Annotated in this window: 20 protein-coding genes; 8 read left to right on the top strand and 12 right to left on the bottom strand. The window is 60.7% G+C overall.

The features are described from left to right. The first annotated feature begins 1 nt into the window (after position 1). From pduQ to GVK32_RS04020, 7 genes are all read left to right on the top strand, one after another. Positions 2–1,114, top strand: a complete 1,113-nt coding sequence (gene pduQ, locus GVK32_RS04050; RefSeq protein WP_159865436.1) for a 1-propanol dehydrogenase PduQ — start codon at positions 2–4, stop codon at positions 1,112–1,114. Next, positions 1,111–2,466 (top strand): 4Fe-4S dicluster domain-containing protein, encoded by a 1,356-nt coding sequence (locus GVK32_RS04045; protein ID WP_159865433.1) that lies wholly within the window; start codon positions 1,111–1,113, stop codon positions 2,464–2,466. The genes pduQ and GVK32_RS04045 overlap by 4 nt, the downstream gene beginning before the upstream one ends. Before the next feature lie 2 nt (positions 2,467–2,468). Further along, on the top strand, positions 2,469–3,023 hold the full coding sequence (gene pduT / locus GVK32_RS04040) for a propanediol utilization microcompartment protein PduT (protein ID WP_159865430.1): 555 nt from the start codon (positions 2,469–2,471) through the stop codon (positions 3,021–3,023). After that, positions 3,023–3,373 (top strand): propanediol utilization microcompartment protein PduU, encoded by a 351-nt coding sequence (gene pduU, locus GVK32_RS04035; RefSeq protein ID WP_095098836.1) that lies wholly within the window; start codon positions 3,023–3,025, stop codon positions 3,371–3,373. The genes pduT and pduU overlap by 1 nt, the downstream gene beginning before the upstream one ends. 4 nt (positions 3,374–3,377) lie before the next feature. After that, a complete protein-coding gene (pduV, locus tag GVK32_RS04030) occupies positions 3,378–3,830 on the top strand; it encodes a propanediol utilization protein PduV (protein ID WP_095098838.1) in 453 nt (150 codons plus the stop codon). Then, positions 3,815–5,029, top strand: a complete 1,215-nt coding sequence (locus GVK32_RS04025; protein ID WP_095098841.1) for an acetate/propionate family kinase — start codon at positions 3,815–3,817, stop codon at positions 5,027–5,029. Before pduV ends, GVK32_RS04025 begins: the two co-directional genes overlap by 16 nt. Before the next feature lie 92 nt (positions 5,030–5,121). Next, positions 5,122–6,021 carry an L-threonine kinase gene (locus GVK32_RS04020; RefSeq protein WP_159865427.1) on the top strand — a complete coding sequence of 300 codons (900 nt, stop codon included), beginning with the start codon at positions 5,122–5,124 and terminating at the stop codon, positions 6,019–6,021. Here the strand turns inward: GVK32_RS04020 and cobD are convergent. Together cobD and amiC are read right to left on the bottom strand one after the other, a co-directional pair. Continuing rightward, positions 5,992–7,077, bottom strand: a complete 1,086-nt coding sequence (gene cobD, locus GVK32_RS04015) for a threonine-phosphate decarboxylase CobD (RefSeq protein ID WP_159865424.1) — start codon at positions 7,075–7,077, stop codon at positions 5,992–5,994. The two genes, GVK32_RS04020 and cobD, sit on opposite strands and share 30 nt — an antisense overlap. A gap of 15 nt (positions 7,078–7,092) precedes the next feature. Further along, entirely contained in the window at positions 7,093–8,346 is a 1,254-nt protein-coding gene (gene amiC, locus GVK32_RS04010; RefSeq protein ID WP_076945965.1) for an N-acetylmuramoyl-L-alanine amidase AmiC, read from the bottom strand. A 229-nt stretch (positions 8,347–8,575) separates the two neighbouring features. Between amiC and argA the strand changes: the two genes are divergently transcribed. Next, positions 8,576–9,907, top strand: a complete 1,332-nt coding sequence (argA, locus tag GVK32_RS04005) for an amino-acid N-acetyltransferase (protein ID WP_159865421.1) — start codon at positions 8,576–8,578, stop codon at positions 9,905–9,907. 68 nt (positions 9,908–9,975) lie between these two features. Here the strand turns inward: argA and recD are convergent, their stop codons facing one another. The 10 genes from recD to lgt form a co-directional block, all read right to left on the bottom strand. Continuing rightward, on the bottom strand, positions 9,976–11,814 hold the full coding sequence (recD, locus tag GVK32_RS04000; RefSeq protein ID WP_159865418.1) for an exodeoxyribonuclease V subunit alpha: 1,839 nt from the start codon (positions 11,812–11,814) through the stop codon (positions 9,976–9,978). Next, on the bottom strand, positions 11,811–15,359 hold the full coding sequence (gene recB / locus GVK32_RS03995; RefSeq protein ID WP_159865415.1) for an exodeoxyribonuclease V subunit beta: 3,549 nt from the start codon (positions 15,357–15,359) through the stop codon (positions 11,811–11,813). Before recB ends, recD begins: the two co-directional genes overlap by 4 nt. Beyond that, on the bottom strand, positions 15,356–18,241 hold the full coding sequence (gene ptrA / locus GVK32_RS03990; RefSeq protein WP_159865412.1) for a pitrilysin: 2,886 nt from the start codon (positions 18,239–18,241) through the stop codon (positions 15,356–15,358). The genes recB and ptrA overlap by 4 nt, the downstream gene beginning before the upstream one ends. A 127-nt stretch (positions 18,242–18,368) precedes the next feature. Continuing rightward, positions 18,369–21,740: an exodeoxyribonuclease V subunit gamma gene (gene recC / locus GVK32_RS03985; RefSeq protein WP_159865409.1), complete on the bottom strand. Its 3,372-nt coding sequence runs from the start codon at positions 21,738–21,740 to the stop codon at positions 18,369–18,371. A gap of 12 nt (positions 21,741–21,752) precedes the next feature. Beyond that, positions 21,753–22,076: a prepilin-type N-terminal cleavage/methylation domain-containing protein gene (locus tag GVK32_RS03980; RefSeq protein WP_159865406.1), complete on the bottom strand. Its 324-nt coding sequence runs from the start codon at positions 22,074–22,076 to the stop codon at positions 21,753–21,755. Beyond that, positions 22,061–22,468 carry a DUF2509 family protein gene (locus GVK32_RS03975; RefSeq protein ID WP_159865403.1) on the bottom strand — a complete coding sequence of 136 codons (408 nt, stop codon included), beginning with the start codon at positions 22,466–22,468 and terminating at the stop codon, positions 22,061–22,063. Before GVK32_RS03975 ends, GVK32_RS03980 begins: the two co-directional genes overlap by 16 nt. After that, on the bottom strand, positions 22,465–23,028 hold the full coding sequence (locus tag GVK32_RS03970) for a prepilin peptidase-dependent protein (RefSeq protein WP_159865400.1): 564 nt from the start codon (positions 23,026–23,028) through the stop codon (positions 22,465–22,467). The genes GVK32_RS03975 and GVK32_RS03970 overlap by 4 nt, the downstream gene beginning before the upstream one ends. Then, positions 23,019–23,486: a prepilin peptidase-dependent protein gene (locus GVK32_RS03965; protein WP_159865397.1), complete on the bottom strand. Its 468-nt coding sequence runs from the start codon at positions 23,484–23,486 to the stop codon at positions 23,019–23,021. Before GVK32_RS03965 ends, GVK32_RS03970 begins: the two co-directional genes overlap by 10 nt. A 343-nt stretch (positions 23,487–23,829) precedes the next feature. Next, positions 23,830–24,624 carry a thymidylate synthase gene (gene thyA / locus GVK32_RS03960; protein WP_159865394.1) on the bottom strand — a complete coding sequence of 265 codons (795 nt, stop codon included), beginning with the start codon at positions 24,622–24,624 and terminating at the stop codon, positions 23,830–23,832. 6 nt (positions 24,625–24,630) lie between these two features. After that, positions 24,631–25,506, bottom strand: a complete 876-nt coding sequence (gene lgt / locus GVK32_RS03955) for a prolipoprotein diacylglyceryl transferase (protein WP_076945951.1) — start codon at positions 25,504–25,506, stop codon at positions 24,631–24,633. Between the last annotated feature and the right edge of the window lie 76 nt (positions 25,507–25,582).

Raw genomic sequence — 25,582 nt, 5'->3', positions numbered from 1 at the left:
GATGAAGACCTTTTCGCTACAAACCCGGTTGTACAGCGGTCAGGGGAGCCTGCAGGTGCTCAGACGCTTTACCAACAAGCATATCTGGATAATCTGCGATGGCTTCCTCGCGAGCTCGCCGCTCATCGGGACGCTGCGCGCTGCGCTGCCGGCGGATAATCGAATCACTATTTTTAGTGAGATAACGCCGGACCCTACTATCGATACCGTCGTCCAGGGAATTGCACAAATGCAGGATCTGCAGCCCCAGGTCGTCATCGGGTTTGGCGGCGGATCGGCGCTGGATGCGGCGAAGGCTATCGTCTGGTTCAGCCATCGGTTCGGCATTGAAATTGAAACCTGCGTTGCCATTCCTACCACCAGCGGTACCGGTTCAGAAGTGACCAGCGCCTGCGTAATCAGCGACCCTGATAAAGGCATCAAATACCCGCTGTTCAACAATGCGCTGTATCCGGATATGGCGATCCTCGACCCGGAGCTGGTGGTCAGCGTCCCGCCGCAGATCACGGCCAATACCGGAATGGACGTACTGACCCACGCGCTGGAAGCCTGGGTTTCGCCGCACGCCAGCGACTTTACCGATGCGCTGGCGGAAAAAGCCGCCAAACTGGTATTCCGCTATCTGCCCACTGCGGTGGAAAAAGGTGACTGCGTGGCGACGCGGGGAAAAATGCATAACGCCTCAACGCTCGCAGGTATGGCGTTCAGCCAGGCGGGGCTCGGGCTTAACCACGCAATAGCCCACCAGCTCGGCGGGCAGTTTCATCTGCCGCACGGTCTGGCCAACGCGCTGCTGTTAACCCCGGTTATCCGCTTTAACGCCGGCGTTCCACGTGCCGCCAAACGCTACGCGCGGCTGGCCAAAGCCTGCGGCTTTTGCCCGCCAGAGGCCAATGATGTCACGGCGATAAATGCGCTGATTCAGCAAATCGAACGCCTCAAGCAGCGCTGCGCTCTCCCCTCATTGGCCATCGCGCTTAAAGAAGGAAGATCCGACTTTTCAGCGCGCATTCCGGCAATGGTGCGGGCCGCGTTGGCTGACGTCACGCTACGCACTAATCCGCGCCCGACCAGCGCCGAGGAAATTCGGGAACTGCTGGAGGAACTGCTATGAGTACCGCCGCCAACACCGTTGCAATGCCCCATAGCGCGGATGAAATTCGTGAGCGCGTTCGCGCTGCGGGCGTGGTTGGCGCGGGAGGCGCGGGGTTTCCCGCTCACGTCAAGCTCCAGGCGCAGGTGGGGATCTTTCTGGTTAACGCCGCCGAGTGCGAACCCATGCTCAAGGTTGACCAGCAGCTGATGTGGCAGCAGGCTTCGCGTCTTGTACGCGGCGTGCAGTACGCGATGACGGCAACCGGCGCGCGCGAAGGGGTGATAGCCCTGAAAGAAAAATATCGCCGGGCCATCGATGCGCTAACCCCGCTGCTGCCTGCAGGTATCCGGCTCCACATCCTGCCCGATGTCTATCCGGCTGGCGATGAGGTGCTGACCATCTGGCTGGCTACCGGTCGCCGGGTCGCGCCTGCCGCGCTGCCGGCCAGCGTCGGCGTGGTCGTTAATAACGTGCAAACCGTCCTCAATATTGCCAGAGCGGTCGAGCTGCGGTATCCGGTAACGCGCCGAACGCTGACCGTCAACGGCGCCGTTGCCAGGGCGCAAACGCTCACCGTGCCTATCGGCATGTCGTTGCGCGAAATCCTCAACCTTGCCGGCGGGGCAACCGTCGACAATCCGGGGTTTATTAACGGCGGGCCAATGATGGGAAGCCTGGTGAAATCGCTGGACTCTCCGGTGACCAAAACCACCGGCGGGCTGCTGGTGCTACCGAAAAGCCATCCTCTCATTCAGCGACGGATGCAGGACGATCGCACGGTCCTTTCCGTTGCCCGCACCGTCTGCGAACAGTGTCGGCTGTGCACCGATCTCTGTCCAAGACACCTGATTGGCCACGAACTCTCGCCCCATTTGCTGGTTCGGGCAGTGAACTACCTGCAGGGCGCTACGCCGCAGCTGCTGCTTAGCGCACTCACCTGTTCGGAGTGCAACGTCTGCGAAAGCGTAGCCTGCCCGGTAGGCATCTCGCCAATGCGCATTAATCGCCTGCTGAAGCGCGAGCTGCGGGCGAAAAACCTGCGCTATGAAGGGCCACTGCATCCGGCCGACCAGATGGCGAAATATCGCCTGGTGCCGGTGAAGCGGCTGATCGCCAAACTGGGGCTAAGCCCCTGGTATCAGGAAGCGCCGCTGTCCGGGTGCGAACCTTCTGCCGAAAAAGTCACGCTGTTGTTACGCCAGCATATTGGCGCAAGCGCAGCGCCGTGCGTGGCAGTAGGGCAACCCGTCGTGCGCGGGCAATGCGTCGCCGATATTCCAGCGGGCGCGCTGGGCGCCCCTGTGCACGCCAGCATTGACGGCACGGTTTCGGCCATCAGCGAACAGGCTATTACGGTTGTAAGAGGTTAACTATGTCTCAGGCTATCGGTATTTTAGAACTCACCAGCATCGCCAGGGGAATGGAGCTCGGCGATGCGATGCTGAAAAGCGCGAACGTCGACCTGCTGGTCTGCAAGACCATTTGTCCGGGTAAATTTCTGTTAATGCTCGGCGGCGACGTCGGCGCGGTACAGCAGGCGATTGAAACCGGCACCTCGCTTGCCGGAGAAATGCTGGTCGACAGTCTGGTGCTGCCCAATCTTCACCCCGATATTCTCCCGGCAATAAGCGGCCTGAATAGCGTTGACCAGCGCCAGGCCGTCGGGATCGTCGAAACCTGGAGCGTCGCAGCCTGCATTAGCGCGGCAGATCGGGCGGTGAAAGCCTCGAACGTTACGCTGGTACGCGTGCATATGGCATTCGGTATCGGCGGCAAGTGCTATATGGTCGTCGCGGGTGAGATTTCAGACGTCAACAATGCGGTAGCTGTGGGTAGCGAAAGCGCGGGTGAAAAGGGGCTGCTGGTTTACCGCTCGGTAATTCCGCGCCCGCATGAGGCAATGTGGCGACAGATGGTGGAGGGATAATGGAAAAGCAGCAAACAACAGATCGCATGATTCAGGAATACGTCCCGGGTAAACAGGTCACGCTGGCGCACCTTATCGCTAATCCAGGTCAGGACCTGTTCAAAAAGCTGGGTTTGCAGAATGCGGTATCGGCGATCGGCATTCTCACCATTACCCCCAGTGAAGCCTCAATAATTGCCTGCGATATCGCCACCAAATCGGGCGCGGTAGAGATAGGCTTTCTCGATCGCTTTACCGGCGCCGTGGTGCTTACCGGGGACGTTTCCGCCGTTGAATATGCGCTGAAGCAGGTTACACGCACGCTGGGCGAAATGATGCGCTTCACCGCTTGCCCAATTACACGGACCTAAGCTCATGAAGCGTTTGATGCTTATCGGCCCCAGCCAGTGCGGCAAGACGTCCTTGACCCAAAGCCTGCGCGGCGAAGCGCTCCATTATAAAAAAACGCAGGCGATTGAATGGTCCCCGATGGCCATCGACACGCCGGGTGAATACCTCGAAAACCGCTGTCTTTACAGCGCGCTGCTGGCCAGCGCCTGCGAAGCCGACGTAATCGCACTGGTGCTGAATGCCGACGCGCAGTGGTCGCCGTTTTCTCCCGGTTTTACCGCCCCGATGAACCGCCCGACCATCGGCCTGGTGACCAAGGCCGATTTAGCGCCCCCGCAGCGCCTTTCTCTGATTGAGGGCTGGCTTGAACAAGCTGGCGCGCAGCGGATCTTTATTACCAGCGCGCTCAATAAATCGGGACTCACCGCCGTACTGGCTTTTTTGAATGCGAAGGAACCCCTATGTCTCACAAAATAATGGCCATTAACGCCGGCAGCTCATCACTAAAATTTCAGCTGCTGGCAATGCCTCAGGGTGAAATGCTCTGCCAGGGATTGATAGAGCGTATTGGTATGGCGGACGCCCGGGTGACGATAAAAACGCCAGCCCACGGCTGGCAGGAGAGGGTCCCTGTTGCCGATCATCGTGAAGCCGTGACTCTGCTGCTGGAAAAGCTCCTCCACCACGGCGTGATCGGCAGCCTGCATGAGATTGACGGTATCGGCCATCGCGTCGCCCACGGTGGAGAGCACTTTAAGGATTCCGCGCTGATTACCGAGGGGTCGCTGGCTGAAATTGAACGCCTTGCGGAGCTGGCGCCGCTGCATAATCCGGTCAATGCGCTCGGCATTAACGTCTTTCGCCAGCTGTTGCCCACCACGCCCGCCGTCGCAGTGTTTGATACCGCCTTTCACCAGACGCTGGATGAGCGCGCCTATCTCTACCCTCTTCCCTGGCGCTATTACAGTGAACTTGGTATCCGCCGCTATGGTTTCCACGGCACCAGCCACAAATACGTCAGCGCCCTGCTCGCAGAGCAGCTCGGCGTTCCGCTCAGCGCGCTGCGGGTGATCTGCTGCCACCTGGGCAATGGCAGCAGCGTTTGCGCGATTAAAGGCGGCCATTCTATCAATACCTCAATGGGATTTACGCCCCAGTCCGGCGTGATGATGGGGACCCGCAGCGGCGATATTGACCCATCAATCCTGCCGTGGATTGCCCAGCGGGAGGGGAAAACGCCCCAGCAGCTTAATCATCTGTTAAACAATGAGTCCGGGCTGCTCGGCGTCTCCGGCGTTTCGCATGATTACCGAGACGTCGAGCAGGCGGCAGATGCAGGCAATCACCGGGCGGCTCTCGCCCTGTCGCTTTTTGCCGAGCGGATCCGCGCGACGATCGGCAGCTACATTATGCAGATGGGCGGCCTGGACGCGCTGATTTTTACCGGCGGCATTGGCGAAAACTCCGCGCGCGCGCGATCCGCAATCTGCCATAACCTGCATTTTCTCGGCCTGTCGATCGATAGCGAAAAAAACCAGCAGAATGCGGCCTTTATCCAGGCCGACGGGTCGGTCGTTAAAGTGGCGATTGTGAATACAAATGAAGAGCTGATGATCGCCCGCGACGTTATGCGCATCGCCCTCTCCGCGCGGGCGGATCTGTGCGTTTCGGCGTAAAACAGCCGCCCTCAGGCTTGAGTGAAATCATGGTAATAGCGGGATCGCCATGACACTATGCGCCATGAAAAATCGAGTGGAAAGGTGAACCGGTGGCCGTTGCACAATGTCCCGCATCCTGCGGAGAGCTCATCCAGGGCTGGATCCTTGGCAGTGAAAAGCTGGTCTCCTGCCCCGTCGACTGGTACAGCACCGTCGAGGTGAGCGCCGCGCCGCCTCTGCCTGATGAACGCCCGCTTTCCCGGGCAATGGTCGAGCGGCTTTTAGACTACTGGCAATACCCGGCAGGCCTGAGCCACGACATCCGTATCGAGGTGCACTCGTCGATTCCTGTCGCCAAAGGGATGGCCAGCAGTACGGCAGATATTGCCGCTACCGCGGTGGCCACGGCGCATCATCTCGGCCATACGCTGTCGGAGTCCGAGCTGGCGCGGCTTTGCGTCTCCCTGGAACCCACCGACAGCACCATTTTTCGCCAGCTCACGCTTTTCGACCATAACGACGCCTCGACGCAAATTGCCTGCGAGTCCCAGCCACAGCTCGATCTTTACGTTCTCGAAAGTCCCGTAACGCTACGCACAACGGATTATCATCGCCTGCCCCGCCGGTCCCGGCTGCTCGCCAGCTCGGCTACGCTACAGCTGGCGTGGGAAAAGATACAGGATGCCTGTCTTAGCGGCTGCCCGCGGCGGATGGGGGAAGCGTCGACGCTTAGCGCGATTGCCAGCCAGCTGCTGCTGGCAAAACCCGGTTTTACCTCGCTGCTGGCGCTGGTGGAAGAGTGCGACTTATACGGTCTGAACGTCGCTCACAGCGGCAGCGTTGTCGGCCTGATGCTGGACCGGCGGCGGCACGATATCGGCTATATACAGTGGGCGCTGGCGAAGAGGAGCATGAGCGAGCACTGGCCGCGGCAGCACCTGCTGAAGATGGTGCAGGGCGGCGCCCGCCTGCTTGCCGCTTCAGGCGTTCGCGCCAGCGATGCGCCTTAATGCGCTAATCAGCCGCTGATTCTCTTCCGCGCTGCGGATCGCCACGCGGAAATAGCCCGCCCCGAGGCCGGGGTAGTTGGCGCAGCTACGAATCAAAATATGCTGCTGCAGCAGGGCATGCTGCAGGTCGATGCCCGCTATATCGGCGCGCAGAAACAGATAGTTTGCCTGGCCCGGATAGACGGTTAGGCCGGGAAGCTGGCGGAGCTGCTGGTAAAAACGCCGGCCTTCTTCCGCCAGCCAGCGCCAGGTCTTCTGCTGGTAGGCGCTATCCTGCAAAATAATTTCCCCCGCCAGCGCGGCAAACGCGTTAATTGACCATGGCATCTGCCGCTCGCGCATCCTGGCGACGGCGCGTTCATCGCCGTTGACCAGATAGCCCAGCCGCAGGCCGGGGATGGCATAGAACTTGGTCAGCGAGCGCAGTACCCAGATATGTGGGTTATCGCGCAGCAGAGGAATAAACCCCGGCTGGTCGGGAATGAAATCGATAAAAGCCTCATCGAGGATCAGCGCGATGTCTAGCGCTTTGCAGCGCGCGGCAATCGCCGCCAGCAGCTGGCTCTCCGGCAGCAGTCCGGTTGGGTTGTTGGGCGTACAGAGGAACAGGCAGTCGAGGTCCGGCGTCAGGGCCGTGAGAAGGGCCTCGGTCAGCTGCCAGCCGTCCTCTTCCCGCAGCGCGAACTCGCGGATCGCACAATCCACCGCGCTCAGCGCGCGGCGATATTCGGCAAAACCGGGCACCACAATCATCGCCTGACGCGGCTTCAGGCCACTTACGACGGTGAAAATCGACTCGGTTTCGCCATTGCCTGCGACGATCCACGAGGCGGGAATATGGTGATGTTCCGCCAGCGCCTCATGCAGCTGCTGATAGTCGACGTCGGGATAGCGCTCCGCGCGGTCAAGATTAGCGATCAGGGCACGCTTCAGGCTTTCAGGCATGCCCAGCGGATTGATGTTGGCGCTAAAATCGAGCAGTTGCGCGGGCTGAATGCCCAGCAGCGCCGCCGCCTCCCGCGTATTGCCGCCGTGGGCGCTCTTTAACAGGGCCATCTCCCGCTCCTTTTATTAGCCACGCCTTGCCAGCGTTGCGCCATCGGCGAAGTAGGCCTTAATCCCCGCCAGTATCGACTCGGCAACTTCCTGCTGGAAGGTTGCCGTTTTCAGCTTACGCTCCTCCGCCACGTTGCTGATAAACGCGGTTTCGACCAGGATCGACGGGATATCCGGCGCTTTCAGCACCGCAAAGCCGGCCTGTTCCACCTGGTTTTTGTGCAGGTTATTAATTCTGCCCATCTTCTGCAGCACGGCCTTACCAAACTTCAGGCTATCGGCGATGGTCAGCGACTGCACCATATCAAACATCGTATGGTCGACGTAGCGATCGCCGCTCTTGCTGACGCCCCCCACCAGATCGGCGGCGTTCTGGGTTTGCGCCAGATACTTAGCCGCGGTGCTGGTGGCGCCTTTGGTTGAGAGCGCGAATACCGAAGAGCCGCTCGGCTGGCGGCTGGTAAAGGCATCGGCGTGAATCGAGACGAACAGATCGGCACGCTGCTTTTGCGCCTTGGCGACGCGCACCTTCAGGGGAATAAAGACATCTTCATTGCGGGTCATATAGGCCTTCATATTTCCCTCTTTTTCGATCAGCGCCCGGAGCCGACGGGCGATCTGCAGCACCACGTCTTTCTCACGGGTGTGGTATTTGCCCACCGCGCCGGAGTCTTCCCCACCGTGTCCCGGATCGAGCATGATCACAATCGGCCGGTCGCGCCCGGCCTTACCCGGCTTCGGCCCGCTTTCTGCCGGCGGCACCTGACGATCGAGATCGCCCTTATTGTAATCCTCCAGCAGCGCCAGCAGCGGATCCTGCACGTCAGTGGCCGTAGACGGATAGAGATCCATCACCAGGCGCTCTTTAAAGCCGGCAACCGGCGCGAGGGCAAAGAGCTGCGGCTTCACGTTCTGTTTGAGCTCAAACACCATGCGCACCGTCTGCGGATCGAACTGGCCAACGCGGGCGGACTTAATATAGGGATCGTCGTCGCGAATGCTGGTTCCCATGCCCTTCAGCACGGAATTAAGGTTGACCCCTTCCAGATCGACCACCAGCCGTTCCGGATTGCTCAATGCAAACTGCCGATATTTCAGCACATGGTTGGATTCCACCGTCACGCGCGTATAGGTTGACGACGGCCAGACGCGCACCGCGACGACCTGTGCAACGGCGGCTAAACCAACCGGACTGACGCTCATTAACCACATAGCGCTCGCCCCCTGTAAAAAACGGCGACGGCTTAATCCTGACTTGTATCCCGGCATGCCACTCCCAAGCAATAAAAACGCTTTCGTATCCAAAACAAACAGATTGACCGGAAACTTTAACGAAAGCGGTATAACCTGTCACCAATAAAAGGGTAAACAATCTTTGGTAGCACGCGTTAAGTCACAGTTCTTTCGCATATTCGTGACAAATTTTGGCTTGCGTTTACGCGCAAAACAGAATAAAAATACACTTATTACGAATAATCATGCATTGAGGGTTGTGGTCATGGTGAAGGAACGTCGCACCGAATTGGTAGAAGGATTCCGCCATTCAGTTCCCTATATTAACGCCCATCGGGGAAAAACCTTTGTTATCATGCTGGGCGGCGAAGCCATTGAGCATGAAAATTTCTCCAGTATAGTCAATGACATTGGCCTGTTACATAGCCTGGGCATTCGCCTGGTGGTGGTCTATGGCGCGCGTCCTCAGATAGACGCCAACCTGGCTGAGCATCATCATGAGCCGCTATACCATAAGCAAACGCGCGTGACTGACGCCAAAACCCTCGAACTGGTTAAACAGGCCGCCGGCATGCTGCAGCTGGAAATTACCGCGCGCCTGTCGATGAGCCTCAACAACACCCCGCTGCAGGGCGCCCACATCAACGTCGTGAGCGGCAATTTCATTATTGCCCAACCGCTTGGCGTGGATGACGGCGTCGATTATTGCCACAGCGGGCGCATTCGTCGTATCGATGAAGAAGCGATCCACCGCCAGCTTGATAACGGCGCCATCGTGCTGATGGGCCCGGTTGCGGTATCGGTCACCGGCGAAAGCTTTAACCTGACTTCCGAAGAGATTGCCACCCAGCTGGCCATCAAGCTGAAAGCGGAAAAAATGATCGGCTTCTGCTCTTCGCAAGGGGTGTTCAGCCAGGAGGGCGAGATCGTTCCCGAGCTGTTCCCGAACGAAGCCCAGGCGCGGGTTGAAGAGCTGGAAGCGGATGAGGACTACAACTCCGGTACCGTGCGTTTCCTACGCGGTGCGGTGAAAGCCTGCCGCAGCGGCGTGCGTCGCTGCCACCTGATCAGCTACCAGGAGGATGGCGCCCTGCTGCAGGAGCTGTTCTCGCGCGACGGTATCGGTACCCAGATCGTCATGGAGAGCGCCGAGCAGATCCGCCGCGCCACCATCAACGATATTGGCGGTATTCTTGAGCTGATAAGCCCCCTGGAGCAGCAGGGAATTCTGGTGCGCCGCTCCCGCGAGCAGCTGGAGATGGAAATAGATAAATTCACCATTATTCAGCGCGATAACACGACAATTGCCTGTGCCGCGCTCTATCCGTTCCCGGAAGAGAAAATCGGTGAAATGGCCTGCGTGGCGGTCCATCCGGACTACCGCAGTTCATCGCGTGGGGAAGTGCTGCTGAACCGCATCGCGACCCAGGCAAAACAGATGGGGCTAAGCAAACTGTTCGTGCTGACCACCCGCAGCATTCACTGGTTCCAGGAACGCGGCTTTACGCCGGTAGATATCGACCTGCTGCCGGAAAGTAAGAAAGAGATGTACAACTATCAGCGCCGTTCCAAGGTGATGATGGCCGACCTTGGCTGAGTGAGCGTTCCCCTCTGCCGTCCAGGCGTAGCGCAGGCTGGCAAAGGGGAAGCGGCTGAACGCCGAGGCTACCCGCCGCTGGCGAAGATATCCGCCAGCCCGCTGCGCCGTTCGGTGCGCGCCGCGATAGCCTGAGTCAGCACCTGCTCATCGGCATAAATCGACAGCTGCCGTTTGGCGCGGGTTATCGCGGTATACACCAGCTCACGCGTCACCAGCGGCACGCTGCGGGAAGGCAAAATCAGGGCCGCGTGGTCAAACTCCGAGCCCTGGGATTTATGCACCGTCATCGCCCAGGCGGTATCGTGATCCGGCAGGCGGCTGGGCTGCACCGACTTAATGCTGCCATCCGGCATCGGGAACCAGACGCGAAGCCCGTCTCCCCTTTCCAGCGCAATACCAATATCACCGTTAAACAGCCCCAGCGCGCTATCGTTGCGCGAGATCATCACCGGCCGGCCCTCATACCAGCGCGAATGCCGCGGCAGCGCAATAGCCTGCCGACGGTTGAGCATCAGCTCCAGCTGTTCGTTCAGCCCGCTGACGCCGTAGGGACCCTCGCGCAGGGCGCACAGCAGCCGGAACTCGCCGAAAGCGGCGATCGCCGTCTCCGGATCCGCCCGCTCACGCAGCAGCCGGAGATAGCGATCGTAGCCGGCCTGCGCCTGCGTCAGCATCGCTTCATACTCCTCGGTGGTGCTTAGCGGGCGCAGCACGATGTCGTCGAACGGCTGGCGCAGGATCGTCTTGACCCCGTGCCGATCGCCGGCGTTCACCGCCCGGGCCAGGCTACCGATGCCGGAGTGGCTGCCAAAACGATAGCTTTTTTGCAGCAGGCACAAGCTGTCGCGCAGGGCGCCCGCCACCTCGCCCTCGCCGGCAGGCACCGGCAGGCCGGTCAGTCGCTTTAGCTGCGCCGCGCGCTCGGCGGTATAGCCCGCACTCACCCAGGCGCAAATATCCCCCAGCACCGCACCGGCCTCCACCGACGCCAGCTGATCGCGGTCGCCGAGAAAAATCACCCGACCGTGCGCCGGCAGGGCGTCAATCAGGCGAGCCATCATCGGCAGGTCAATCATCGAGGCTTCATCCACCACCAGCACGTCGAGGTGCAGCGGGTTACCGGCGTGATAGCGCATGCGCTGGCTACCCGGCTGCGCGCCTAGCAGGCGGTGCAGGGTGCTGGCCTCCGTCGGCAGTAGGGCCTTCTGCTCATCCGTCAGCGGCAGCTGGCGCAGCACGCTGCCCAGCGATTCGGTCAGGCGCGCGGCGGCTTTGCCGGTGGGCGCCGCCAGGCGGATGCGGCAGCGGGGCTTATCCGTCGTCTGGATCAACGCCGCCAGCAGCCTGGCGACGGTGGTCGTTTTACCGGTACCTGGACCGCCGGAAATAACCGAAATCCTCCGGGTCAGCGCCACCGCCGCCGCCACCTTCTGCCAGTCAATATCGTCCCCGGCGGGGAAGAGCGCATCCAGCGTCGACGCCAGGCGCGTCTCATCCACGCTCAGCACCTGATTGGCTTCGTTGAAAAAGCGCGCGACGGTCAGCTCGTTACGCCACATGCGGTTAAGGTAAAGCCGTTCGCCGCAGAGGATCATTGGCGTCGGACGCTCCCCGCGGCTCACCGCCGCTGAAGAGAGCAGCAGCGCCGACCAGTCATCGGGCGCACCGGCCTGCGCCAGCAGCTGCTCGCGCAGAACGGAGACCTTTCCGCTCAGCACGTCGTCAGCGGCAAGACGCGAGAGCGGCAGGCAGACGTGCCCTTCGCCGGCGTCGCGGCTTAGCACCGCCGCCGCCAGCCTCACCGCCGGATGCGTATCCCGAGCGACCATCAGCGCAAACTGGACGTCAAGCGGACGTAACAAACGCTGGTTTGCTGCCTCAAGCAGCAGTTCATCCATGGTCATGAAGCGATCTCCTGAACTTCGCCGGCAAACAGGGCGTCCAGGCCGTCAATCAGCGGCTGCTCAGGGCGCGTGGTAAATATCCCCTGCCCTCCGTCCTGCCCGTCCATTCCGCGTAAAAAGAGATAAATGACGCCACCAAAATGGCGCTCATAGTCGTAGTCAGCAACGCGATGGCGTAAATAGCGGTGCAGCGCCAGACTGTAGAGCTGGTACTGTAAATCATAGCGGTGCGTGCACATCGCCTGCGCCATCGCCTGCCGGGTGTAAGCTTCGCGATCGTCCCCCAGCCAGTTGGATTTGTAATCCAGCAGGTAGTAGCGGCCGTTATGCCGAAACACGAGGTCAATAAACCCTTTCAGCATTCCGCGAACCTGACGGAAATCAAGCCCCGGGCACTGGGCCGAAAGCGGGTCGTAGCGGCGAACCAGCGCATCCAGGCGCTGCGCGTCTAACGGGGCCTCAATGGGTAAATAAAACGCCATCTCAACCTGCTTGTCCGCCGCCGCGAGCTGATTCAGCGCGATATCGGCGCCCGGTAGCGGCGTGCGCAGGACGTCATCCAGCCATTGGGTCAGCACCGGCGCCCACTGTTCACCAAATCCGCCGGACCGCAGCTTTTCTGCCATCCAGTCGGCGGGGACCGGCTGGGTAAAATCGAGGTCTTCAAACAGGCCGTGCAAAAATGTCCCCGGCGACGCCCCGCGCGGGAACTGATGCGGAGTGAGCTGCGGCTCCGTCACCACCACCTCCCCCACGCCGGCGGCGTCAACGTCAAGACGGGGCAGTAAATCCTGCGCCGGGCTGTGGCCATGCTGCTGTAGCCCGGAATAGCTGGTGACCCGCCAGTCATCGACGATCGAACGCCGCAGCATCCGCGCCGACAGCGGCGGCAACACCTCCTGCGGTGCCTGCCAGGGCTGCCTGTCGGCAACGCCGGGGGTTTGCAGCGCAATATCCGCGCAGCAGAACGCCTGCAGGCGGGCCGTCAGCCCCGCAGCGTCCATCGCCTCCCCTCCCTGGAGAAGGCGCCCCAGGGCGCTGTGGTGAAAATCGCTGTCGCCCGGCTTGTCGCTGCGTCGGGTGCTGAGCGGCGCCACGCCGAGGCTGCAGTGCCAGACCGCTCGCGTCAGAGCCACGTACAGCAGGCGTAAATCTTCCGCCAGACGCTCCGCCTCCGCCAGCTCAAGACTCCCCTCATTCTGCTCAAGGTCGAGCACCGCTGCAAAGGAGTCGCGATCGTGATAAAACGCCTGATCCTGCTTGCGGAAGCGGGCGATAAACGGCAGCCACACCAGCGGGTATTCCAGCCCTTTCGATTTATGTACGGTGACGATCTGCACCAGATGCTTGTCGCTTTCCAGGCGCATCTGCTGGCTGGAGGCGTTGCTGTCCGGCTCGGCGATGCGCTGCGTCAGCCAACGCACTAACGCATGCTCGCTCTCCAGCTGGTTGGCCGCTTCCTGCAGCAGTTCGCTGATATGCAGGATATCGGTTAAGCGCCGCTCGCCGCCGCTCGTCACCAGCAGGTTTTCGGCAATATGCCGGGCGGTCATCAACGCTCTCAGCATCGGCATCACCCCGCGCTGGCGCCAGATGCGGCGGTAGTCGCTAAACTCTTCCACCAGCGCATCCCACGCGCGCTCATCCTTGTTGAGGTTTTCAATATCGAGAGCGTTCAAGCCGAAAATCGAGGTCGCCAGCGCGCTGCGCAGCGTGTTTTCGCGTTCGGGCGCCAGCGCCGCCTGGAGTACCCACAGCAGCTCCTGCGCTTCCGGCGTTTCAAATACGCTATCGCGGTTGGAGAGATAGACCGACGGAATGGCCAGGGCCTGCAGCGCATCGCGGATCAGCGACGCCTCCTGGCGGTTACGCACCAGCACCGTGATATCGGAAGCCTGCACCGGCCGGGCGCGATCGTCGCGCCACAGCAGCGCCCGCCCCTGCTGGCCGGCGCTAAGCCAGTCGCGGATCTGCGAAGCGCAGAGCTGGGCCATAAAGGTTTGATAATCCCCCGCGCCCACCGCTTCGCCCGGCATCAGCCAGATGTTCATAGCCGGAACCGCATCGTCGTCAACGGTGAAGCGCAGATGCTGGTTTTTCGGCGCCGACTTTACCGGCAGGAACGGGATTTCGCGGAACATAAACGGATTATCGCTGAGGCTGAACAGGCGATTGACGCTCTCCACCATTCCCGGAGCGGAACGCCAGTTGGTATCCAGCGTGTAGTGCGCGGCAACGTCGCCGCGCGCCTTCATATAGGTAAAGATATCCGCGCCGCGAAAGGCGTAAATGGCCTGTTTGGGATCGCCGATAAGCAGCAGCGCCGTCTCCGGCTGCCGCCGCCAGATGCGGCGGAAAATGCGGTACTGCTGCGGGTCGGTATCCTGGAACTCATCGATCATCGCTACCGGAAAACGCTGCCGGATAGCGCTGGCCAGCGCTTCGCCGCTTTCGCTACGCAGCGCATCATCGAGGCGGCTGAGCATGTCATCAAAACCGAGCTCTCCGCGGCGACGCTTTTCGCGCGCCACCGCTTCACGGATCTCCACCATTGCCCGGGCGATCACCAGATCCGTCAGGGTCAGCGGCGCGGAGAGCAGCGCCTCAATCGCGCTAAACAGCGGATGAACCGGTGGTTCGCCATCAGCTTTGGTGCGTTCATAGAGGAACGGCTGGGAGAATTTCTCCAGCGCCTCAGGCAGCCGGTAGCTCAGGGTCTCTTCCTGCGCCCAGAGGCTGACTTTCTCTATCCACTTCCCCTGGTTACCGCGGTTGAATTTGCGCCGGTCGAGGCCGGAGTTTTCCAACACGCTTTCAATCTCGCCCACCTGCTCGCGCCACTGCCGCTTCACCGCGTCAATGCGCTCGATGATTTGCTGATGGCGTTCGGCCAGCGTCTCCTCCTGCGCAGGCGGGGATTTAAGCTGCGGGGCTTCGCCCTGCAGCCAGCGGTCGAGGGATTTCAGCAGATCGCGCGGGCCTTTCCAGGCTTCGTGGATAACCGCGGCTATTTCGCGCGGGAGCGGGTAGCAGTGGCGGCGCCAGAAATCAGCGCAGGCCTGATAGCGGAGCCGGGATTCGTCCTCGATCAGCTGCTGTTCGAAGAGCATGCCGGACTCAAACGCGTTGAGGCTGAGCATGCGCTGGCAGAAGCCGTGGATGGTGAACACCGCCGCTTCGTCCATCTGCCGCTCCGCCAGCATCAGCGTTTGTGCGGCCTGGTTTTTGTCCGGGATTTCCGCCAGCAGCGCGGCGTAGAGAGGGTCGGAGGCCGCTTCGCGCAGGCAGGCGATGCGCAGCCCGTGGATGTTGCTGCGGATACGGCCGCGCAGCTCCTCGGTCGCCGCCTCAGTGAAGGTCACCACCAGCAGCTCCTCCACGCTCACCGGCCGGGGAAAGGCAGATTCTCCGCCCAGCCCCAGCAGCAGCCTGAGGTACAGCGCCGCGATGGTAAAGGTTTTTCCGGTGCCCGCAGAGGCTTCTATCAGGCGCTCGCCCGTCAGGGGCAAGCGCAGGGGGTCAAGAGGCTCGGCGGTTTCGGTCATTCATTCTCTCGCATCAGGGGTAAGGATTTCTGCAATGCGCTGACGTTTTCCCAGACTTTGCCGCCCTGCGGCAGGGCGTAATCGGTTTTACCATTCTGGCTACCGGAGACCTGGGATAATATCGCCATGCCCTGCGGATCCACCACCGTCTGATGGAAGAAGTCGGCAAGTTTTTGCGGCGTCAGCAGTTTAATCTGAGCCACTACTTTATCACGTGAATCGAAACGCATATTACCGCGATCGAAATCTTTGCTCAGCTGCGAGGCTTCACCGCCCAGCGTTTGCGGCGCCTGCATCATCTGGGCGATCGTCGCCTGCTGAATTTGCGCAAACTCTTCCGGGGTCATCGCCCTCAGCTTTGCCTCCGCCGTCGGGAAGAAGGCCTGGAAACGCTGCCACAGGAAGGCGGGCTGCTTATCGCTGCTTTGCAGCAGGAAGCCGACGCCCCACTGGCGGCCGACGTTCATCGAAAATGCGAACACCGCATAGCCCAGCTGTTCTTCAGTACGCAGCTGGTTATAGAACCACGGCTGGATAATTTGCCCGAGCAGAGAGCTGGCGGCAGAACTGCTGTACTCATCGATATTGGGCGGTGCAAAGACCGCGGCCAGCGCCGAGTCGGTGCTGCTGCCGGTTTTCTCAAAAATGGCCAGCTGCTTGCTGTTCACCAGCACGTCTTTATTGCGGCACCATTCGTTGCCGTCTGACCCCAGCTGTTGCTGGATCTGGCGAGCCATGTCGGTAGATTGCCCGGCGGTCAGGTTGCCAATCACCAGCAGCTCCGGACGCCCTTTCGCTTTCAGGTTGTCACGGTAGGCCAGAACCTCTTTGAGGGTGATTGACGGCAGCAGCGCCCGTCGCTCTTCACGCTGGAAGTAAGGCACCTGCGACACCATCTGGGCCGGCATAATCGCCTGATCGTACGCTTTGCCTTTATCCGCCGAGTCCATCATCTGCGCGTACCAGGATTTCGCCTGTTCCAGCTGCTCCTCGGTCGGGGCGTAGCTGAAGTAGCCGTCCAGCAGCGCGGTGAACAGCTGCGGCAGACGCTGGGTGTAGCCGTTGGCGTTGACCATCAGCCCGTTGTTGGCGCCGGTAGAGAAAGTGATGCCTCCCACCGCGGCCTGGTTGCTGAGCTGGTCGAGGGCAATCCCCGCCAGGTAGTCATTCAGCGCAAACATCACCTGGCTGCGGGCGCTGTCCATGGCCTGCGGATTACGCAGCACCAGCGACACGTCGGCCTTAGGCTCGCTGGCGAAGTACTGGCTCGGGGCGTAGACCACTCGCAGGGTCGGCTCATCGACGATCAGCTGCGGGTGCGGATAGGCTTTATCGCTTTTGATCAGCGTAAAATCGTCAGGAATATAGGGATTCAGCGTCGGCAGCTTAAGGTCAATCACGCTGGCTTTCTGCTGCCAGTCGGCAAAGGTCTGCGGGCTGATTTTATCGACCTGGTAAGGCGCATTGACGAAATAGGCCGTTTTGTTATGTGGCTCCTGCGGGCTGATATACCACACGCGCGCGTTTTGCGGGGTCATCATCGCCAGGCGGTCTTTAATCGCCTGCGGATCGTAGCTATCGGCAATATTCACCACGTCGAGAGTATGCTCAACCGGCACGCGGATCATGGTGTCCGCCAGCCATTCAACGTAGTCCATATCGCGGTTGATTGAGGGATAGCGGAAGTCGAGCGCCAGCACATGCGCCAGCTCGTCGAAATAGCGTTTATCAATGCCCTGGGTACGCAGCAGGTTGAGGTAGCTGAAGATGGCCGCAGCAACCTCGTCGCGATGCGCCAGGCCCTTATCGGTCAGGGTTGCAGAAATGGCCAGCACCCCGCTGTTGCCGTTCACCACCGGATCGGAGTCCGCACGGATACCTTCCACCAGGCCTTGCTTCTGCAGCCAGTCAGATAATGTCCCCGGACTGCGGTTGCCGATCATATAGGTCACCAGCTCGTCGGTCTTGCTGCGGAACTGCTCGCTGTTGTTATCGATGCGGAATTCAACGCGCAGCACCTTGCGAGGCATCGCCGGCACGTAGTGGATGATGATGCCCTTTTGCGCATTGGTCACCACCGGAACGGTAATGACCGGCCTGTCGATATTATGATTCGGCACCCGGCCGTAGGTTTTGGCGGCAATGCTCGCCAGCTCCGGCAGCGGCTTATTGCTGTAAATGACCGCCTTCATCAGGTTAGCGGAGTACCAGCTGTCGCGGAAGGTATGCAGCGCATCAAGCACCGGTTTCCCCGGCTTGTCGCTCAGCGTTTCCAGATTACCGCCGGAAAAATGCGCCGCCGGATGCGCCGGGTTTATGGTTTCGGCGCTCACTTGAGCCATGCGCATCCCGTCACGGGTCCGCGCCATGGTCAGTTCGGCGTTGACCGCATTACGCTCACGGTCGGCATATTTTTTATCCAGCAGCGGAGAGGCAATGGCATCCGCGAGGCGATCGACCGCCCCGTCCAGCGCGTCGTTCTCGACTTCAAGATAGAAGGCGGTGCGATACGGCGCGGTGCTGGCGTTGTGGCTGCCGCCGTGCATTTTCAGGAACTCTGCGAGGCTGTCGGGCTGCGGATAGTTCTTCGAGCCCATTAACGTCATGTGCTCGAGGAAGTGCGCCAGGCCCTGATGCGCTTCCGGGTCCTGCAGCGACCCCACCGGCACCACCAGCGCCGAGAGTGATTTTACCGCCTGCGGATCGGAGACCAGCAGAACGATCATGCCGTTATCGAGGTGAATAGCCTGATACTGACGCGGATCTTTTTCACTTTTGCGGATGGTTTCCTGAACGGGCTGCCATCCGGTATCTGCCTGACTTAACGGCGCCCAAAGGGCAGCCAGCACTACAATAACCTTGAACCATAAACTACGGGGCATTCACGGACCTCATCATTAACAAACTTTTCGCTGTGCAGAGCCAGCGTTGATAAAACATCAGTCCGTGATTGGTTGCGCATGATAATTGAAGAGCCGTCACCTGCGCAATTTTTATACTATTACAATTTTATTCAGACTGATGGAAACGAAATACCGGCAACAGATAACGCTGCGCCTGAGCAATGATTTCGTCATAGTAAGCAGGCTCAAGGGTGCGCCACAGGCGCTGGTACCAGACATCGCTACCCTCACCGCTAATCACCATATTGCCTTCATACGCCTGCACAAACTTGCTGCGCGCTTTTTGTTGCGTCTCGTCGTCCATTAACATGACATCCTTTTCAGCGTCATAACAGGCTTTTAGCCATGCCCCCGCGCTTTCAGGTAGCAGCAGCAGCGGTTTTGACATGCCCTGCAGATAGCCGTCAACCAGCTCATCAAGATAGGCCTTCGCCTGCACCTGCGCCAGCGGCGGGAAACGCCATTCGCCTTCCTTGCGCACCAGCAGACGGCTGGTGCCGGTTCCGCCGCTAGCACAGTAGACAAGGTGCTCCAGCCAAAGTTGCATTCCCTGCGCCACGCTGAGCAGCGAAGGCCGCCAGCGCAGCAGGCCGTCAGATTGTACCTGCTGCAGCCATCCGGTAATGTTGGCACCGTTACATTGCAGATCGATTTCCATGCTTTGTCCCGGCTGGCGGCTGGCGATCACCCGTTCCGCGAGGTTCTGCATCTCCTGGCGCTGGGTCTCCCAGGCCAGTTCGCCGAAGGCGCCGTAGGGCAGTTCGCCCGCCGCGCGGAAGCGGCGGTACATCACCGAGGCATCCTGCTGTTCAATGAGCGTATTCAGCAGCTGCTGGTTGAGCTGGTAGCGACTCAGCCCTTCGAGGGTGAACGGCTCATCGTCCGGGATCTCGCTCTCCTCGGAGCGGAAGTTGACCCGCAGCCGCTGCTGGAAGAAGGCGCGAACCGGGTGCTGCCAGAAGCGCAGCAGCTGCTCAAACGGCAGGCTTTCGATCTCCGCCGCTGGCAGCGGCTGGATAAAGTCGCCGTGCGCCTCCCCCTGCTGGCTGGCGGCGGCCAGCCACTCCCGGGCGTAGCTTTGATCTTCATCGTCGCGGAAGTTGGCCGTATCGAAGGGCATGCGGCTATGCAGATGGGTAATATGCGCTTTGACCCGCCGCTCGCTGGCGTCGCAGTCCAGTTCCTCATCGCCCGCCAGGCAGTGGCTCTGGCCGATATAATCCGCCAGCTCCTGTACCAGCACCGACGGGTAGCGTTCGCTGTTGTCCTGGATTGAACGGCCGATATAGCTGATATAGAGCTTCTTCTCGGCCGACATCAGCGCTTCCAGGAACAGGTAGCGGTCATCATCGCGGCGGCTGCGGTCGCCGCGCTGCGGCTTCTGGCTCATTAAGTCAAAGCCTAGCGGCGCCAGGGCGCGGGGGTAAACGCCGTCATTCATCCCCAGCAGACAAACAACTTTGAATGGAATAGAGCGCATTGGCATCAGGGTACAGATGTTGACCGGCCCGGCGAGGAAACGCTGGCTGATGCGCTGCTGATCGAGGCGCTGCGCCAGCTCATCGCGCAGTAAAGAGAGCGGCACCGTCTGCGCATACTGCGCCTGGACACCTTCGCCGATCGCCGCCTGCCACTGCTGTTCAATCAGCGCCAGCGCGGCTTCCGTTTCGCTATCGGGCAGGAAGAAGTCGTCGAGCAGCTCGCGACAAACCGGCAGCCACTCCGCCAGCGGGCGCTCCTGCGCCAGGCCACGCCGCCAGAGGTTGAGCTGCATCAGCAGCGACGCCAGGTTGCCCACCAGTTCGGCAATCAGCCCGCTGGACTCATCGTACGGCAGCACCGACTGCCATTCGCCCTGGCTGCTGTCCATCGCGTAGCCCAGCAGCATCCGCGTCAGGCCAAAGCGCCAGGTGTGCTGCCCGGTGGCGGGGAGATCCAGCTCGCGCACGTTATCGTCATCCATGCCCCAGCGCACGCCGGATTCGTTGACCCACTGACGCAGGTAGCGCAGCCCTTCTTCATCAATATTAAATCGTGCCGCCAGCACCGGGACATCCAGCAGAGCCAGCACGTCTTCGCTGGCAAAGCGGCTGTCGGGCAGGGAAAGGAGCGTAATAAAAGCCTGCAGCGCCGGGTGCGATTCACGGGCGCGGCGGTCCGAGATGGCCCACGGCAGCCAGCGCTCGCCGCTGGCGGCACCGAACACCGCCTGTATATAGGGGCTGTAGCTGTCGATATCCGCCACCATCACGATAATGTCGCGCGGCGTGAGGTCGGGGTTCTCCTCCAGCATCGCCAGCAGCCGGTCGTGCAGCACTTCCACCTCGCGCTGCGGGCTATGGCAAACGTGGATGCTGAGGCTGCGATCGTTTGGGGCCAGCAGGCGTTTGCTGCGGCTATGGGCAAACTCTTGCGCCGTACGCCCGGCCACCGCCGCGTTGCGCAGCTCGAGGATGTCAGACTGCAGATTATGCAGCAGGTTATCCGGGGCGATATCCACGAATGCGTCCAGCTCTTCGTAACGCTCCAGCCCGGCCAGCAGATAGATGTAGTCCCGTCCCAGCTTGCCCCAGGAGGCCAGCAGCGGATTGCCAACATCCTGCTCGCCGTCGTCGTTAAACAGGCCCGGAGCCTGCTCTGCATCGCGAAATAGCGGTAACTCTCGCGGCTCGCGATGGTGACGGCGCTGGCGCGACATCAGCTTAGCCAGAAAAGCGGGATCTTTAATATCCCCCCAGTAGTAGCGGCACGGGTTGGTGAAAAGGACATAAACATCAACGTGCTTGCCAAGCGCCTGCAGCGCCTGCAGGTAGACCGGCGGCAGCGCCGAGATGCCGCATATAAAAACCCGCGACGGCAGCCCGGCCGGCGGCTGATCCGCGGTCTCAAGCGCGCTGATAAAACGCTGATACAGGTTGGCGCGGTGCCACAGCGGCTGTCCCAGCTCGGCGGTATGCTCGACTAACGCTTTCCACAGCGGCGCCTGCCACTGCTGGGCGTCGCCGAGGCCGTCAACGCGCTCGTCTGCTTCCCAGCGCATCAGCCATTCCGGACGATAGACCAGATACTGGTCGTAGAGATCCGCCACTCTGGCTGCCAGCTGAAATAGCTTACGCTTGTCGCTGTCGTCGCTGAGGTAGTGGCGCAACAGGGCGAAGGCTTCGTCATCCAGGCGCTGTGGCAGCAGGGTCATCAGCTTCCAGCTCATGCTCTGTTTGCTAAAAGCGCTTTCACCGGGGATATCGGAGAGCACGCGCACAAACATATCCCAGATAAAGCTCGCCGGGAGCGGAAAGTCGATATTGGCGGCAATGCCGAAGCGTTTTGCCAGCGTCATCTGCAGCCATTGCGCCATGCCGGTACTTTGCACCAGCACCATCTCCGGCTTGAAAGGGTCGTCCAGCCGCTGGCGCTCGACGATAAACTCCATCAGCGCTTCAAGTACGTCCAGACGGTTTGAGTGGTACACCCTTAACATATTCGCTCCTGACTACTGGCTGACCGGGCAGTGCAGCCGGGTCATCTGTACCCGCTTTTCCAGCGGCATGGTGATCGTTACCCTGATGCTGACACATCTTGCTGTCGATGTCTGCAAGCGGGTGACGCTCCCGCCTGCCGGGGATTCTGGCGGTTTGAGCTGCCCATAGCGCCACGCATCGCGCCACAGCTGGCGATACTGGTTTAGCTGAATGAAGCCGCCGGCCAGCCCCCGCTGGTAGCCGCTAAGGGCGGTAATAACCATCACCAGCAGCGCCGTTGCGAGGATCGTTTCCGGCAGGCTAAAGCCCCGCTGGCGGCTCAGGGGATCTGACATAGGCTCGGCTCCTTCAGCGGGCAAAAATCGCTCCAGCCGTGGGGCGAGAAGCGCACGCTTCCCTGCTCCACCCGACCAGACTGCCACAGCAGCACGCGGCCGCTGGCGGCGATCAGCAGCGCCGACGCATCGCTAAACACCCGCAGACAGGCGTGCCAGCCTTCGGCGCCTGACCGTCGACACGCCTGCGCCTCCTGCGCTGACCAGGTTAGCGTTTTCCCCCACTGCAGGGCCGAGTGCGCGCCAGCGGTATCGCGCAGCGCTCGGGTTTCGCCGGCGGTTTGCGCCAGCAGAGAGCGCTGCTGCTGGTTGAGCCCCTGCAGCAGCAGGCTGCCGAGCGCCAGCAGCAGCAGCACCATCAGCAGCGAAGAGAGCCCGCGCTGGCGGTTCACAGGTTGTACCCCGTCACGCTGTATTCCGCCTGCGCCGCGATGCGGGGATCCAGCGCCGAACGCGCAGCCAGCACGATGCTAAGCTCCGGGGCGAAGCCGGTAATATCGAGGCGCTTAACCTGAAAGCGGGTCACCTCGATGGCGCTGGGGTTGGTCATGCGCTCCCAGCCTTGCTCGCCGCAGCTGGTCGCGCCGCGCCGCGTTTCAAGCGCGCCATTGCGTAACCGATACCCCGTGGCATCGGACATCGCCTCCGGCGAGGTATTCCAGACGCCGTCGCTTGCGCTGTCCCAGCGGACAATGACGCAATCGCCGCTACCGGCAATCTGCAGCGACTGCCCAACGCAGCTGCCGCGACAGTAGCCGGCGCGCTGCAGGTGCTTCGCGACCGTGTACAGCCGCTGCCAGAGCTCGTTATCGAGGGAGTGCTGCTGCGTCTGCTTCAGCACCTGCCGCTGCAGCGCGGGCAGAAAGCGCGCGGTTCCGAGGAGCAAAACGGAGCCAATGGCCATCGCAATCAGCGTCTCCGGCAACGAAAATCCTCGCGCGTCTACAGACATGATGCCGTCTCCATGCCGCGACAAAGGCGGATGCGCCCCCAGTTAGAGACAATGATATTCCAGCCATCGCCGGAGCTCTGCAGGCGGATATGTCCGGCCCAGGCGCTGTTACGCAGGCCGTAAAAGCCCAGGCCCGGCGTGATGTTAGCCAGCGAGACTTCGGGCCACTGCGGGCGCAGCGTAAAGGGCCCCTTCACCGCGCAGTCGGCCGGGGTATCAGCGGCGCTCAGGCACCAGCCCTGCTCCGCCTGCCCAACGCTCAGCAGCCGATCGCGGTTATGCCAGTTGGCATCATCACGCAGCAGCACCAGATAGTCGCGGACCTGAACGGCGGTTTGCCACAGGCGCTGTTGCTGCTGCCAGCTCTTCCAGCCGAACATCCCGCTGGTGCCGAGAATCATCACCAGCGCCAGCGTCGCCAGGGTTTCAATAAGGGTATAGCCACGTTGTCTGTTCATACGTCGAGTATGGGGATGACCCGGCCCGGCGACGAGAGGCAAATCCGCGGTTAGCGCAGCGCGTCGAAGAGTATCGGGAGATTTACAGGCGGTTGCAGAAAATCAGGAAGCAGGCGAGCATAAGCGGCGTTCAGCGGCGGCGGACAAAACGCGCTCTTCGGCGGCCGCCCCGAGAAATCCGCGAGGAGAGACCGCCGCAACGCGCGTTATAGCGGACAGTTAAGAGGCACTCCGCTCAGCGTTGATTATCGCCGCTGGGGCAAAAAAAAATGCCAGTCAGGGTTAACTGACCGGCATGGATGCGCCAGGCGTCGGCCCGGCTTACCGCGAGATAGCCGCGGAATTAAATCGCCACCGGCGCTTTAATTCCCGGATGCGGATCGTAGCCTTCGATGTCAAAGTCTTCAAAGCGGTAGTCAAAAATTGACGCTGGTTTGCGCTTAATCACCAGCTTCGGCAGCGGGCGCGGCTCACGGCTCAGCTGCAGATCGGTCTGCTCGAGGTGGTTGCTGTAGAGGTGCGTGTCTCCACCGGTCCAGACAAAATCACCCACTTCCAGGTCACACTGCTGCGCCACCATATGTACCAACAGCGCATAGCTGGCAATGTTGAACGGCAGGCCGAGGAACACGTCGCAGGAGCGCTGATAGAGCTGACAGGAGAGCTTGCCGTCTGCGACGTAGAACTGGAAGAACGCGTGGCACGGCGCCAGCGCCATTTTATCCAGTTCGCCGACGTTCCACGCCGAAACGATGATCCGGCGCGAGTCCGGGTCGTTTTTCAGCTGCGCCATCACGGTGCTAATCTGGTCGATATGGCGGCCGTCCGGCGCGGGCCAGGAGCGCCACTGTTTGCCGTATACCGGCCCCAGATCGCCCTTTTCATCCGCCCACTCATCCCAGATGGTGACGTTGTTTTCGTGCAGATAGGCCACGTTGGTGTCACCCTGCAGGAACCATAGCAGTTCATGGATGATGGAGCGTAAATGACAGCGCTTGGTCGTCACCAGCGGGAATCCTTCCTGCAGGTTAAAACGCATCTGATGGCCGAAAATGGAAATCGTGCCGGTACCGGTGCGGTCATTTTTTTGCGTGCCCTCGGCGAGCACTTTCTGCATCAAATCAAGATACTGTTTCATGGTTCCTCAAGAAGTTTGTTGCTGCGGACGACGACGGTACGCCCAGACCATCATAATGATACCCGCAAGCACCATTGGAATCGAAAGAATCTGCCCCATGCTGATGTACTGGACCCATTCGCCGGTGAACTGCTGATCCGGCTGGCGGAAGAATTCAACGATGATACGGAACAGACCGTAGCCGATCAGGAACAGGCCAGAGACCGAGCCGGTCGGGCGCGGTTTGCGGATAAACAGGTTCAGGATCAGGAACAGCACGATACCTTCCAGCGCCAGCTCGTACAGCTGCGAGGCGTGTCGCGGCAGGGCTCCGTAGGTATCGAACAGCGATTGCCACTCCGGGTGCGAAGGCAGCAGCGCCATATCTTCCGCCCGCGAGCCGGGGAAGATCATCGTGTAGTGGAAGCTCGGATCGACGCGGCCCCACAGCTCGCCGTTAATGAAGTTGCCCAGACGACCGGCGCCGAGGCCAAACGGGATCAGAGGCGCAATGAAATCAGCAACCTGGAAGAAGGTGCGCTTGGTGCGTTTGGCGAAGATGATCATCACCAGAATCACCCCGATCAGGCCACCGTGGAACGACATACCGCCGTCCCAGACGCGGAACAGATAGAGCGGATCCTGCAAAAACACCGGCAGGTTGTAGAACAGAACGTAGCCGATACGGCCGCCGAGGAAGACCCCGAGGAACCCGGCATACAGCAGGTTTTCAACTTCGTTTTTAGTCCAGCCGCTGCCAGGACGATTGGCCCGACGGGTGGCTAACCACATCGCAAAAACAAACCCGACCAGGTACATCATGCCGTACCAGTGAAGGGCGACTGGCCCAACGGAAAATATTACCGGATCAAACTCCGGAAAATGCAGGTAGCCACTATTCATCTGTCACCATAAAGACTTGTTATTCCGCTGGAAGTGGACAGCGGTGATCTTGCGCACTCGCAGAAAACGGGCGCTC

The organism is Klebsiella sp. 18074 (genome assembly GCF_902705905.1).
Classification (GTDB): domain Bacteria; phylum Pseudomonadota; class Gammaproteobacteria; order Enterobacterales; family Enterobacteriaceae; genus Klebsiella; species Klebsiella terrigena.
Note: the sequence above shows the minus strand (reverse complement) of the source record. Positions and strands in the feature narration are given on the sequence as shown.

Coding starts and splice junctions, on each gene's coding strand:
- pduQ (WP_159865436.1), top strand. CDS start 2: ATGAAGACCTTTTCGCTACAAACCCGGTTGTACAGCGGTCAGGGGAGC.
- GVK32_RS04045 (WP_159865433.1), top strand. CDS start 1,111: ATGAGTACCGCCGCCAACACCGTTGCAATGCCCCATAGCGCGGATGAA.
- pduT (WP_159865430.1), top strand. CDS start 2,469: ATGTCTCAGGCTATCGGTATTTTAGAACTCACCAGCATCGCCAGGGGA.
- pduU (WP_095098836.1), top strand. CDS start 3,023: ATGGAAAAGCAGCAAACAACAGATCGCATGATTCAGGAATACGTCCCG.
- pduV (WP_095098838.1), top strand. CDS start 3,378: ATGAAGCGTTTGATGCTTATCGGCCCCAGCCAGTGCGGCAAGACGTCC.
- GVK32_RS04025 (WP_095098841.1), top strand. CDS start 3,815: ATGTCTCACAAAATAATGGCCATTAACGCCGGCAGCTCATCACTAAAA.
- cobD (WP_159865424.1), bottom strand. CDS start 7,077: ATGGCCCTGTTAAAGAGCGCCCACGGCGGCAATACGCGGGAGGCGGCG.
- amiC (WP_076945965.1), bottom strand. CDS start 8,346: ATGCCGGGATACAAGTCAGGATTAAGCCGTCGCCGTTTTTTACAGGGG.
- argA (WP_159865421.1), top strand. CDS start 8,576: ATGGTGAAGGAACGTCGCACCGAATTGGTAGAAGGATTCCGCCATTCA.
- recD (WP_159865418.1), bottom strand. CDS start 11,814: ATGACCATGGATGAACTGCTGCTTGAGGCAGCAAACCAGCGTTTGTTA.
- recB (WP_159865415.1), bottom strand. CDS start 15,359: ATGACCGAAACCGCCGAGCCTCTTGACCCCCTGCGCTTGCCCCTGACG.
- ptrA (WP_159865412.1), bottom strand. CDS start 18,241: ATGCCCCGTAGTTTATGGTTCAAGGTTATTGTAGTGCTGGCTGCCCTT.
- recC (WP_159865409.1), bottom strand. CDS start 21,740: ATGTTAAGGGTGTACCACTCAAACCGTCTGGACGTACTTGAAGCGCTG.
- GVK32_RS03980 (WP_159865406.1), bottom strand. CDS start 22,076: ATGTCAGATCCCCTGAGCCGCCAGCGGGGCTTTAGCCTGCCGGAAACG.
- GVK32_RS03970 (WP_159865400.1), bottom strand. CDS start 23,028: ATGTCTGTAGACGCGCGAGGATTTTCGTTGCCGGAGACGCTGATTGCG.
- GVK32_RS03965 (WP_159865397.1), bottom strand. CDS start 23,486: ATGAACAGACAACGTGGCTATACCCTTATTGAAACCCTGGCGACGCTG.
- thyA (WP_159865394.1), bottom strand. CDS start 24,624: ATGAAACAGTATCTTGATTTGATGCAGAAAGTGCTCGCCGAGGGCACG.
- lgt (WP_076945951.1), bottom strand. CDS start 25,506: ATGAATAGTGGCTACCTGCATTTTCCGGAGTTTGATCCGGTAATATTT.